The 12626-nt window shown below is 69.8% G+C and carries 9 protein-coding genes; all 9 read left to right on the forward strand.

Annotation, left to right across the window (positions count from 1 at the left end; all coding sequences use genetic code 11):
- The first annotated feature begins 6 nt into the window (after positions 1 to 6).
- The 9 genes from ACFY1L_RS03220 (at position 7) to ACFY1L_RS03260 (ending at position 12612) form a co-directional block, all read left to right on the forward strand.
- Positions 7 to 1059 carry a carbohydrate kinase family protein gene (locus ACFY1L_RS03220; protein ID WP_388817334.1) on the forward strand — a complete coding sequence of 351 codons (1053 nt, stop codon included), beginning with the start codon at positions 7 to 9 and terminating at the stop codon, positions 1057 to 1059.
- 46 nt (positions 1060 to 1105) lie between these two features.
- A complete protein-coding gene (locus ACFY1L_RS03225) occupies positions 1106 to 2383 on the forward strand; it encodes an ABC transporter substrate-binding protein (protein WP_388817337.1) in 1278 nt (425 codons plus the stop codon).
- A gap of 34 nt (positions 2384 to 2417) precedes the next feature.
- Positions 2418 to 3392: a carbohydrate ABC transporter permease gene (locus ACFY1L_RS03230; protein WP_388818905.1), complete on the forward strand. Its 975-nt coding sequence runs from the start codon at positions 2418 to 2420 to the stop codon at positions 3390 to 3392.
- The gene (locus tag ACFY1L_RS03235; RefSeq protein ID WP_388817340.1) at positions 3389 to 4258 is read left to right on the forward strand and encodes a carbohydrate ABC transporter permease; all 870 of its coding nucleotides are present in this window, start codon (positions 3389 to 3391) and stop codon (positions 4256 to 4258) included. The genes ACFY1L_RS03230 and ACFY1L_RS03235 overlap by 4 nt, the downstream gene beginning before the upstream one ends.
- Before the next feature lie 82 nt (positions 4259 to 4340).
- Positions 4341 to 5234 (forward strand): alkaline phosphatase family protein, encoded by an 894-nt coding sequence (locus tag ACFY1L_RS03240; RefSeq protein ID WP_388818907.1) that lies wholly within the window; start codon positions 4341 to 4343, stop codon positions 5232 to 5234.
- The gene (locus ACFY1L_RS03245; protein WP_388817343.1) at positions 5231 to 8149 is read left to right on the forward strand and encodes a glycoside hydrolase family 2 TIM barrel-domain containing protein; all 2919 of its coding nucleotides are present in this window, start codon (positions 5231 to 5233) and stop codon (positions 8147 to 8149) included. The genes ACFY1L_RS03240 and ACFY1L_RS03245 overlap by 4 nt, the downstream gene beginning before the upstream one ends.
- Before the next feature lie 58 nt (positions 8150 to 8207).
- Positions 8208 to 10061: a LamG-like jellyroll fold domain-containing protein gene (locus ACFY1L_RS03250; RefSeq protein WP_388817346.1), complete on the forward strand. Its 1854-nt coding sequence runs from the start codon at positions 8208 to 8210 to the stop codon at positions 10059 to 10061.
- 26 nt (positions 10062 to 10087) lie between these two features.
- The gene (locus ACFY1L_RS03255) at positions 10088 to 11761 is read left to right on the forward strand and encodes a PHP domain-containing protein (RefSeq protein ID WP_388817349.1); all 1674 of its coding nucleotides are present in this window, start codon (positions 10088 to 10090) and stop codon (positions 11759 to 11761) included.
- The gene (locus ACFY1L_RS03260) at positions 11761 to 12612 is read left to right on the forward strand and encodes a hypothetical protein (protein WP_388817352.1); all 852 of its coding nucleotides are present in this window, start codon (positions 11761 to 11763) and stop codon (positions 12610 to 12612) included. The genes ACFY1L_RS03255 and ACFY1L_RS03260 overlap by 1 nt, the downstream gene beginning before the upstream one ends.
- Positions 12613 to 12626 lie beyond the last annotated feature (14 nt).

The following is a 12626-nucleotide window of genomic DNA, read 5'->3' on the forward strand; positions in this document are numbered from 1 at the left end:
GTTCGCGTGGACGACGACAGGCCCGACGTGCTCCTGACCGGGCTGCTCTTCTACGACCTCGTCCTCACCGGGCTCGGAAAGCCTCCGACACCGGGTGAGGAGATCTGGACGGGCGGGATGGGCTGCGGCCCCGGCGGCATCGCGAACCTCGCGGTGGCCGCCTCCCGGTTCGGCCTGCGCACCTCGCTGGCCACGGTCTTCGGCGACGACTTCTACGGCGAGTACTGCCGTGACGTCCTCGACGACCAGGAAGGCGTCGACCTCTCGCTCTCCCGCACCGCCGACGGCTGGCCCACCCCCGTCACCGTCTCGCTCGCGCACGGCAACGACCGTGCACTCGTCACCCACGGCCAGGAACCCCCGTACTCGCAGGACGCGCTGATGGGCGACCCGCCCGAGGCGCGCACGGCCCTCGTGCACATCGAGGCCGAACCCCGCGAGTGGCTCGCCAAGGCCGCCGCGAACGGCACGCACATCTACGCCGACGTCGGCTGGGACCCCACCCAGGAGTGGTCGACGGACCTCCTGGACCAGCTGAAGCTGTGCCACGCGTTCCTGCCCAACGAGACCGAGGCGATGGCCTACACCCGCACCGACAGCGCGGTCGCGGCTCTCGGCACGCTCTCCGAGCTGGTGCCGGTGGCCGTGGTCACCCGGGGCGGGGACGGCGCGGTCGCCGTCGACCAGGTGACGGGCGAGTACGCGGAGGTCCCGGCCCTCGACGTCGACGTCCTGGACGCGACGGGCGCCGGTGACGTCTTCGGCGCGAGCTTCGTAGCGGCCTCGCTCGGCGGCTGGCCCCTGGAGGAACGGCTGCGGTTCGCCGTCCTCGCCGCGGGCCTGTCCGTCCGGCACCACGGCGGGGCGCTGGCCGCCCCCGGCTGGTACGGCGTCGACCGCTGGTGGCACTCCCTGACCGACCCCGACCTCAAGCACGCATACGGCTTCCTGCCGGACCGCCTCCCGGTGAACGTCGGCCCGCCGGTGCGGTACGCGCCGGTGACCCCGCCCGCCCCTCACACGCTCGTCGGCCCACGCGCCTCCGACCGGCTGCACTGACCCTCAAGCCCCTCAGCACCTCGAACAGGAACAACAGGAGTGACCCGTGGACCTTTCTCGTAGAGGCTTCCTCCAGGCCGCCGCGCTCACCGCGGCCGCGTCCGGCCTGACCGTCGCATGCGGCGGCAGCTCGGGATCGGGCGGCACCAAGAACGGCAAGGACCTCACCTTGTGGTACTGGGGCGGCGCGCTCAGCGACAAGGTGGTCGCGGAGGCGAAGACCCACTTCAGCAGCACGGTCAAGCTGACCTCCGCCTCCATCGGCGGCGACTTCAAGCAGAAGCTCACCACCACCATCGCCGCGGGCACCTCCGTGCCCGACATCACCGGCATCAAGGGCGAGGACATAGCGTCCTTCCTGCCCAACGCCGACCGCTTCCTCGACCTGAACGACCTCGGCTTCAAGAAGCTCTCGTCCCAGTACCTGGACTGGAAGACCAAGCTCGCCCAGACCGAGGACGGCAAGCAGATCGGCTTCCCGATCGACATCGGCCCCACCGCACTCTTCTACCGCGAGGACTTCTTCGCCAAGGCCGGGGTGCCCACCGACCCCGACAAGGTCGCCGCCCTGGTCAAGACCTGGGAGGACTACTTCACGCTCGGCACCGAGCTGCAGAAGAAGAACCCCGGCACCTACCTGGTCAACAACATCGGCTCCATGTTCGACATGACCGTCGGCCAGGGCACCGAGCGGTTCATCGACAAGAACAACCACTTCATCGGCGACCAGGACCACATCCGCGCCGCATGGACCACGTCGGTGCGCCCCTACACCCTCGGCCTCGACGCCAAGATCAACGACAACACCTGGAACGCCGCCGTCGGCAAGACCCTCCTCACCGAGCTCGGCGCGGCCTGGCACGCGCTGGACATCGAGCAGGCCGCTCCGCAGACCAAGGGCAAGTGGCGGGTGTGCGCGATGCCCGTCGGACCGGCCAACCAGGGCGGCTCGTACCTGGCCCTGCCCAAGCAGTGCCGCAACCCCGAAGAGGCGTTCAAGATCATCAGCTGGATCCTCAGCCCCGCCAACGACGCCCGCGGCTTCACCGACGCCGCCATCTTCCCCGCCGCCCCGGCCGCCTACACCATGCCGGCCATGACGGGCCCCGACGCCTTCTTCGGCGGACAGAAGATCATCGAGGTCTTCGGGCCGGCCGCCAAGGCCGTGCCGATCGCGTACGAGGCCCCGGCCGACGCCGCTGTGATGGCCCCCTACAAGACGGAACTGACCAACATCGAGGCCAAGGGCAAGAAGCCCGACGACGCCTGGAAGGACGCGGTCAGCCAGGCCAAGCAGATCGCCCGCAGGCAGGGGGTGAGCTGAGGTGTCGTCCCCTCCGGTCACCGGCTCCGCCGAGGTGCCACAGCGCCTCGGCGGGCCGGGCCCGGCCCGGTTCCGCCCGCGGCGCACACCGCCCGCGGGCTCCGCTCGGCCCAGGCGGCGCGGGCCGCTGTCGTACTGGCGGCAGTACCTGGCGATCTCGCCGTTCTACCTGATCTTCGCCGCGTTCTCCTTCTTCCCCGTCTTCTACTCGCTGTATCTGGCCTTCCAGCGCTGGGACGGCATGGGCACCATGCAGTTCGTGGGCCTGCAGCAGTTCAGGTTCCTGTGGGACGACCCGGTCTTCTGGCTGTCGATCCGCAACACCCTGGTGATCTGGGTGCTGTCCACCGTGCCGACCCTCTTCGGCGCCCTGATGCTGGCGACGCTGCTGCACTCGGTGCGCCGCTTCAAGGGCTTCTACCGCATCGCGCTGTACGTCCCGAACGTCACCTCGATCGTCGCCGTGGCGATCTTCTTCGGCGCGGTGTTCAGCAACAACTTCGGTCTGGTCAACGCGATCCTGGGCATGGTCGGCATCTCGCCGGTTCCGTGGCTGAGCAACCCGTGGCTGATCAAGCTGGTCATCGCGCTGCTGATGACCTGGCAGTGGACCGGCTACAACATGATCATCTACCTGGCCGGTCTGCAGGCGATACCGAACTCGATCTACGAGGCGGCGAAGATGGACGGTGCGGGACCCATCCGCACGTTCTTCCAGATCACGATCCCCATCATGCGGCCGATCATCCTGTTCACCGTCATCATCTCGACCATCAACGGTCTGCAGAGCTTCAGCGAACCCCAGGTCCTGTTCGGCAGCAACGCCGCCAACGCGAACCTCGGCGGCCCCGGCCAGGCAGGCCTGACCACGTTGCTGTACTTCTACCAGTCGGCCTTCCTCAACAACGACTACGGCTACGGCGCGGCCATCGTGTGGGCTTTCTTCGTACTGATCATCATCCTCGTCGCCGTCAACTGGCGCATCACCACACGAGGGAGGAAGGCATGACGGCAGTGGACACCGCTCGGCCGGCCACGGGCAGCAGGAGGCTGCGCCGCCCCAAGGGCCTGACGGCGCACATCATCCTCGTCGTGGCCGTCCTGATCTCGGTCTTCCCCTTCGCCTGGACGATCGTCATGGCGACCAACACCACCCAGGACATCTACAAGAGCCCGCCGAAGTTCACCTTCGGCTCCCATCTGCTGGAGAACATCCGGCATGTGCTGAACACCATCGATTTCTTCGGGTCGATGCTCAACACGGTGATGGTTGCGACCGTCACCACCGTCCTGGTGCTGTTCGTCGACTCGCTGGCGGCCTTCACCTTCGCCAAGTTCGACTTCCCCGGGCGCAAGCTGCTCTTCGGCACGCTGCTGCTGTTCATGATGCTGCCGCTGCAGCTGGCGATCCTGCCCCAGTTCATCCTCATGTCGAAGATCGGCTGGGTGGGCATGCTCAAGGCGCTGGCCCTGCCGTCCCTCGCCAACGCCTTCGGCATCTTCTGGCTGCACCAGTACATCCAGAACGGCGTACCCGACGAACTCCTCGACGCCGCGCGCATCGACGGCGCCGGGTTCTTCCGCCAGTACTGGAACATCGCCTTGCCGATGATCAGGCCCGCGCTGTCGTTCCTCGCCATCTACGCCTTCGTCAACTGCTGGAACGACTACATCTGGCCGCTGGTCGTGCTGACCAACCCCGGCCATGTGACGCTGCAGGTGGAGCTGGCCCAGCTCAACGTCGGCCACACCACCGACTACAGCATGGTCATGGCGGGTGTGCTGATGGCGGCGCTTCCGCTGGTCATCGTGTTCAGCATCTTCGCCCGCGGGTTCATCGCGGGCGCCACCGAAGGAGCGGTACAGGGCAGCTGAAACCGGCATCGCGAGAGGGAGGTGCACAGTGACGCAAGCCGGCGGAGGACTGCCCGGGCGCGGCAAGGTGCTGGTGGTGGGGATGGACGGGCTGCGCTTCGACCGGCTGACCCGTTCACCGTCCACGGCACCCGTGCTGCACGGCCTGATGGCCGCGGGCGCCTTCGGCACCAGTCTGCTGCCCTACGGCGAGGTCGACGGCCAGGCCGGGAACGGGCCGTCGACCAGCATGGCCTACACCGACTCCGGCCCCGGTTGGTCGAGCATCCTGACCGGGGTCTGGCCCGACCGTCACGGGGTGACCGGCAACGACTTCGCCGGTGCCGACTACGCCCGCTACCCCGACTTCCTCAGCCGCGCCGCCGGCACGCGGCCCGGTCTGCGCACCGCGGCCGCGGTGTCCTGGCCGGAACTGGTCCGCCGCGGCACTCTCGGCCGAGCCATCGGCCGGCGTGTGCGCTACAACGGCGAGTTCCGCGGCTACCGGTCCGCGGACCGCAGCGTCGCCCGCACCGCCCTGCGCTGGCTCACCAAGGACGACCCGGACGTCGTCTTCGTGTACTTCGGCGCCACCGACGAGGCCGGCCACGCCACGGGCCCCCTCAGCCCGGCCTACGACGACGCCCTCCTCGCCCAGGACGCCCATCTCGGACGGCTGCTGGAGGCGATCGACGCCCGGCGCTCGGACCCCGCCCGCGCCGACGAACAGTGGTCCGTGGTGGTCACCACGGACCACGGGCATCTCGACAACGGCGGCCACGGAGGCGACACGCGGGCGGAGCGAGAGGTCTTCGTCGTCCTCGCCGGGCCCGGCGTCCCCGGCGGCACCCAGCTGGACACGCCTCGCCTCATCGACATCGCCCCCACCGTTCTGGACCGTCTCGGCATCACCGTCGACCCCGTCTGGGGCCTCGAGGGCAGCGTCCTCCTCAGCTCCGACTCCCGCACACCACCATCCACTTCGGAAGGGTCATGACCGACGCACTCCTCGCCCTGCGCCCCTGGGCGGCCCCCGAACTGACCTCGTTCGGGCGCCTGCCCATGAACGCCGTCGACCGGCGCTCCGGAGCCCTCTCCCTGGACGGCGACTGGCGTTTCCAGTTGCTGCCTGCTCCGGACGCGCCGGTCGGCGGTGACTGGTCGTCGGCGCACGTCCCCGGCGTCTGGACCCTGCAGGGCACCGACGACCTGCCGCAGTACACCAACGTCCGTATGCCGTTCCCCGAGTTCCCGCCCGGCTCCCCCGCCGCCAATCCGACGGGCGTCTACGAGCGCGAGGTGGACGTCCCCGTCGAGTGGGCCGGACGCCGGATCGTGCTGCAGGTCGGGGCCGCCGAGAGCGTGCTGCTGGTGCATGTGGACGGGCGGCCCGTCGGCATCTCCAAGGACTCCCATCTGGCCGCCGAGTTCGACCTCACGGACGTGGTGCGTCCCGGTGAGCAGTCGGTCGTACGCCTGACCGTCGTGAAGTGGTCGGACGCCTCGCACATCGAGGACCAGGACCAGTGGTGGCACGGCGGCATCACACGGTCGGTGCTGCTCTACGCCGGCGATCCCCTGCACCTCGCCGACGTGACCGTGCGGGCGCGGCAGGACGGGGAGCTGCGGATCGACTGCCAGGTGCGGGACGCGCGCGGGGCGCTGCCCGAGGGGTGGTATGTCAGCGGCGAGCTCGAGGGTCAACTCCTCGTGCAGGACCGGGAGTTCGACCGGGCCAACGCCGAGGACGACCGCGTCTCCGACTTCCTCGGCGAGGCCCGCATCCACGCCACCGTCCCCGAGGTGCGCACCTGGAACGCCGAGACGCCCGAGCTGTACGACCTCACCGTCCGTCTGCACCGCGCGGACGGCACCGTTGCCGACTCCTCCCACCACCGCATCGGCTTCCGCGACGTCGAGATCGTCGGACGGGACCTGCTCGTCAACGGCGAGCGCGTGTTCATCCGGGGCGTCAACCGGCACGACTTCCACCCGCTGACGGGCCGCACGGTGTCGTACGACGACATGCGCGCCGACCTGATCCTGCTCAAACGCTTCGGCTTCAACGCGATCCGCACCTCCCACTACCCGAACGACCCGACGCTCTACGACCTCGCCGACGAGCTCGGCTTCTACGTCGTCGACGAGGCCGACATCGAGTCGCACGACCACGCGCACGAGATCGCCGACGACCCGCGCTATCTGAACGCCTTCGTGGACCGGGTCTCGCGGATGGTGCTGCGGGACAAGAACCACCCGTCGATCATCATCTGGTCGCTGGGCAACGAGTCGGACTACGGCGCCAATCACGACGCGGCGGCGGGCTGGGTGCGGCGGCACGACCCGACGCGGCCGATCCAGTACGAAGGTGCGGCCAAGCTCGACTGGGCGGCGACCGACGACGTGTCCGACATCGCCTGCCCGATGTACGCGCCCTTGGAGGACTGTGTCGCGCACGCCCTGTCGGGCGAGCAGACCAGGCCGCTCATCCAGTGCGAGTACTCGCACGCGATGGGCAACAGCAACGGCACGCTCGCGGACCATTGGGCGGCCATCGAGTCAACGCCAGGTCTTCAGGGCGGGTTCATCTGGGAGTTCTGGGACCACGGAATTCTGCAACGCGTGAGCGACGGAAGACCGGTCGGGCGCGCGGGCGCCGGGCTGTATGACAACGGTGTCGCCGCGCCCGGCCACCGCTGGGCGTACGGCGGCGACTTCGGCGAGACCATCCACGACGGCGCGTTCATCGCCGACGGGGTCGTCTTCCCCGACCGCACCCCGAAGCCGGCGCTGTACGAGCACCGGGAGATCGCGGCGCCGGTGCGCATCGAGTGCTTCAAGCACGAGGGCATCGTCCTCGGCAACCACCAGCACTTCCGGGGCCTGGACTGGCTGACCGGCGAGTGGCGGCTGTCCCTGGCCGACGGCCGCACGCTGACCGCGCCCGCCCAACTGCCCGCGCTGCGGCCCGGCGAGACGGCCGCCGTGCCGCTCCCCTTCGAGCTGCCCCGCGACGGCGGCGAGGCCTGGCTGACGCTGCGCGTGACGACGGCGGAGGACCAGCCGTGGGCGCCGCGCGGCACCGAGGTGTGCGCACCGCAGGTCCGGCTGCGCGGGCCCTCCGTGTCCTGGGACGTCCCCGTGGACGGCGCCGTGGAGCTCGACGACGAGGGCCTCCTGGTCCACCCCCTGCTGACCGCCGCCCCCACGCTGTCCCTGTGGCGTGCGCCCACGGACAACGACGAGCTCGGCGGCATGGCGGTGCACTGGCGGACCTGGGGGCTGGACTCGCTGGTCCGCAAGGCGGTGTCGGTGCGGCAGGACGGCGGCCGGGTGACGGTGGACGCCGAGTACGCCGGCACGGTCGGCGTCGTACGGCACCGGCAGGTGTTCACGCCGGTCGAGGGCGGCATCCTGATCGACGAGGAGGCCGAGCTGCCCGACGAGTTCGACGACGTGGCGCGGGTCGGCACGGTCTTCGAGACGGTGTCGGGGCTGGATCTGCTGGAGTGGTTCGGGCAGGGCCCCTGGGAGTCGTATCCCGACCGCAGCGCGGGCGCGCCGGTCGGCCATCACGCCCTGCCCGTAGACAAGTTGTTCACCCCCTACCTGCGTCCGCAGGAGAGCGGCGGCCGGCACGGCGTACGGCACTTCACGCTGTCGGCGCCGGACGCCACCGGTCTCGCGGTCGTGCTGGACGAACCGCGCCAGGTCTCGGTCACCCGGCATCGCGCGGAGGATCTGACGGCCACCTCGCACCATGACGAGCTGGTGCCGCGCTCCGGGTGCGTGGTGCACATCGACGCGGCGCACCGAGGGCTGGGCACGGCGTCGTGCGGGCCCGACACCTTTCCCGAGTACCGGATCGCACCGGGCGTCCATCGCTGGAGCTGGACCCTGCGCGTTCTGTAGAACCCCCCGCCTTCCTGTCGTATGTCACATGTGACATGTCACATCCCACGGAGCACACGTGTGCACTTCGCATGACCACAACCAGGGCGAGGCCGCCCAGGCCGGTGCCGGAAGACGCAGTTTCCTGCGCGCGACCGCGCTGCTCGGCGCCGCCGCCACAACCGCCGCCACAGCCGGCGTCGCGCTGCCGGCCGCAGCGGAAGCGGCCGAGAGGAGCAGCTGGCGGCCGGACGCCGACAGCCGCCGCTTCACGCTCGCGGTGATGCCCGACACCCAGTACCTCTTCGACGGGCCCAGCATCGACAAGGCGCCGGTCGAGGCGTCCCTGCGCTACCTGCTGGAGCACGGCAAGGACGAGAACATCGTCTTCCTGTCCCACCTGGGCGACCTCACCCAGAACGGCGCCAAGGACGAGTTCGCCGCGATCAGCGAGGCGTTCGGGCTGCTGGACCGCAAGGGCGTGGGCTACAGCGTCCTGGCCGGCAACCACGACGTGAGGTCGTCGACGGACGACCAGCGCGGCTCGACGCCGTACCTGGACGCCTTCGGACCCCAGCGGTTCAAGGGCGGGTCGACCTTCGGCGGCGCCTCTTCGGACGGCTACAACACCTACCACCTGTTCAAGGCGGCGGGCCGCGAATGGCTGGTGCTCGCGTTGGACTGGCGGCTGTCGGCGAAGGGGTACGCCTGGGCGAAGGACGTCCTCGCGCAGCACCCGAAGACGCCCGTCATCCTCACCACGCATGAACTGGTCCTCGAGGACGACCAGTTGTCGACGTACGGCCAGCAGCTGTGGGACCAGCTGGTCGAGGACCACGACCAGATCTTCCTCACCCTGAACGGCCACTACTGGCCCGCCGGCCGCGCGACCCGCAAGAACGCGGCGGGCAACGAGGTGCACCTGCACCTCACCAACTACCAGAACCGCTACTTCGGCGGCGCGGCGATGATCCGCCTCTACCGCTTCGACCTGGACCGGGGCGTCATCGACGTGGAGACGATCTCCCCGTGGATCCTCGGCAGGGCCGCGAAGGGCATCAACGAGCTGGAGCGGCAGGAGATCGAGCTCAGCGGCGACGCGGACCGCTTCTCGGTGGAGATCGACTTCGAGAAGCGCTTCGCCGGCTTCGCCCCGGTGCCCGCCCGTCCGGCCCGCCCCGCGTCCAAGGTCGTCATCCCCGGCACGGTCGCCTACTGGCGCTTCGACGGCCACGACGACGGTGCGGCGGTCAGCGGCACCGTCCGTGACCTGTCCGGGCGCGGCAACGACCTCGCCCTGGTCACGGTGGGCGGCGGCGCCCTGAACTGGTCGTCCGACCACCACCCCGACCAACCCGGCCACGGCAGCCTGGAGTTCCGGGGCTACAAGTCGCCGCTGAAGGGCGCGTACCTGAAGACGGTCGACGGGGCGCCGCTCAACTCGGCGACGTTCAGGGGCGGTTACACCATCGAGGCGTTCTACCGCCTCCCCGCCGACTGGGACCCCGACCACAACGCCTGGTCCGGCGTCGTCAGCCGCACCGGCACGGGCGGGGCCGCGGGCAAGACCGCCGACGACCCGGACGAGCCGATCGCCACGCTGTCGCTGTCCAACGACCGCGAGCCGCAGTGGGCGATGCGCCCGCTCAACCAGGAGGGCATCGCCACCAACTGGGGCCAGGAGACCCCGCTGGAGACCTGGTGGCACCTGGCGGTCGTCAACGACGGCAGGCACACGACCCTGTACGTCGAGGGCTGCCCGGTCGTCCGCAACCCCAAGGCCTCCGCGATCGGCATCACCTCGGTCGGGCTGCCGTGGCTGCTCGGCGGCTACGAGTACGCGGGGAAGATCGACCAGATCCTGCACGGCCGCCTCGGCGACGTCCGGATCGTCTCGCGGGCGCTGCCCGTCACCTCCTTCATGAACCACTGACGCCTCGAAGAGGACTCCCAAAGATCATGACCGAGCAGCAGCTGCCCGCCTGGGCCGACCCGTCCGTCTCTCCCGCGGCCCTGGACGCACAGGGCGTGTCGAGACGCCAACTCATGCGCCGCGCGGGCCTGTTCGGCGCCGCCTTCGCCCTCGGGTCGGCGGCCACCCCCGCGCTCGCCGCCACCCCGGACCGGGGCTTCGGCGGCGACGACCCGCGCCTCGCCTATCTCGTCGGCGACCACCACGTGCACTCCGTCTACAGCCACGACGCCAAGTACACGTTCAGCCAGCAGGCCCAGGCCGCCGCCAAGTACGGCCTGGACTGGATGGTGTTCAACGAGCACTCCAACTTCGGGCACGCCTACTACGGCGCGGCGCTGGAGCACAAGGAGATCCTCAAGGCCCGCGCCGAGAACCCGCGCCAGCTGATCTTCCAGGGCCTGGAGTGGTACATCCCGGCCGCCGAGCACTGCACGGTCTTCGCCGCGCCCGGTCCGGGCGAGACGGACCTGCTGACCCGGTTCGAGCTGGCCTACGACGGCAAGCTCCTCGGCTACACCGACGGCTCCGCGACGGGCACGGACACCGCCCGCAACGAGGCCCACGCCGTCAAGGCGATCAAGTGGCTGGCCGAGCAGCGCCGTTCGGGCTACGTCGACGACGTCCTCGTCCTCGCCAACCACCCCCTGCGCCTCGGCATCGACTCCCCGCACGAGATGCGCAACTGGCGGGACGCGGCCCCCGAGATCATGATCGGCATGGAGGGCGCACCCGGCGCCCAGGGCGCGGCGATCCCCGGCTGGCGCAGCTCCACCTCCATCCGCGGCGAGTACGAGAACAAGCCGTCCGCACAGTCCTGGGCGGGCTACCCGGCCGACGCCTACCTCACCTACGGCGGCTTCGACTGGGCGACCGCGACCGTCGGCGGCCTGTGGGACTCGATGCTCGCCGAGGGCCGGCTGTTCACGATCACCACCAACTCCGACAACCACCGCACCGTCTTCGACACCTGGAAGAACGGCGACTGGCCGGCCGGGCAGAACTTCGACAACACCGGCAAGCTCCCCGACCCGGTCAACACCGACACCCCGCAGCCCGGCAGCGACTTCTGGCCGGGCGAGTTCAGCCGCACCCACGTCGGCGTGACCCGCTACGGCTACCGCGCCGTGATGGCGGGCCTGCGCGCCGGCCGCGTCTGGCTCGACCACGGGCATCTGCTCGACGGACTCGACGTCCGGCTGAAGCGGGACTGCGACGCCGGCCGGGGCGTGACGCTGGGCGGGCGGCTGCGTGTCCGCAAGGGCGAGAAGATCACGCTCTACGTCACCGTCACGACCGCCTCGCGGGCCAACCCCCAGGGCATCCTGCCCGAGTTGGCGCACGTGGACGTGATCCGGGGCGCGGTGCGCGGCACCGTGACCGACCGCGACACGTGGAAGGCGCCCGACACCAAGGTCGTACAGACGAAGGACGTGTCCGGCCGGAAGGGGACGTACACCCTGCGCATCCCGCTGACCGCTGGGGACGAGTCCTTCTACGTCCGGCTGCGCGGCAGCGACGGCAAGCGCCATGGCACGGGCTATCTGGGTGCCTCGATCGACCCGAACGGGCCGATTCCGCACGAGCCCGGAAACGGTGACCCGTGGGCGGATACGTGGTTCTATTCGAACCCCGTATTCGTCGACGTGGCAGGTGCCTGATGAAGCGTCATCTCGTCCTTCTGGCCTCGTTATTCGGTGCTCTGACCCTCAGCGCTTCCAGCGCCTTCGCATCCGGCGAAACCCACTGGGTGCAGACCGGTACGTCGTACACGGACACGCTGGGCGGCGGACAGGGGCTGGCGAGCCGTGCGAACGGCTCGCTCCTCCACCGCGGCCTCGCCGACATCCCACTGGACCTGAGAATCAAGGGCTGGAACCACGTCGGTGACCCGGACATCGCGCGCGGCTACACCTTCGACGCCTACCAGGGCGCCGACGCGGCCACGTCGAAGATGTTCGCGGTCACCACACCGGCCGGGAAGCGCTATGAGTACGTGCACCGGCTCAACCCGGGCGAGAAGGTCAACAACTCCTTCGCGACCGTCTCGCCCGACGCGCAGTGGCTGGTGTCGGGCGAGTGGGGCGACCAGAACAGACTCCAGGTCTTTCCCGCCCCGCTGCTCAACCCGTCCACCCCGCCCAAGGGCGGTGATCTGAAGGAGGCCTGGCAGATCACCCTGGACAAGCCGGTGCGCAACATCCAGGGCTGCGACTTCGTGACGGGCACCCGGCTGGTGTGTGCCTCGGACGACGCCTCGGGTCAGCTGTTCCCGTTCAGCCGCCCGCTCCTCCAGGTCGACCTCCCGCACAAGCTGGACGGGCAGCCGATCACCGGCTCGGTGAAGGCCCTGTTCGGCCTGCCGCAGCGCAGCCTGTGCACGGACGGCACCTTCGAGGCGGAGGGAGTCGACTACGAGGTGAAGACCGGCACCCTGCGGGCGGAGGTCATCCCGCCGGGCGCATGCGCGCTGGCGACGACCGTGTACTCGTACCGGCAAGTCACCAACTGATCGGACGCGTCGTA

The sequence above is a fragment of the Streptomyces sp. NPDC001663 genome, from assembly GCF_042893105.1.
Lineage (GTDB): Bacteria > Actinomycetota > Actinomycetes > Streptomycetales > Streptomycetaceae > Streptomyces.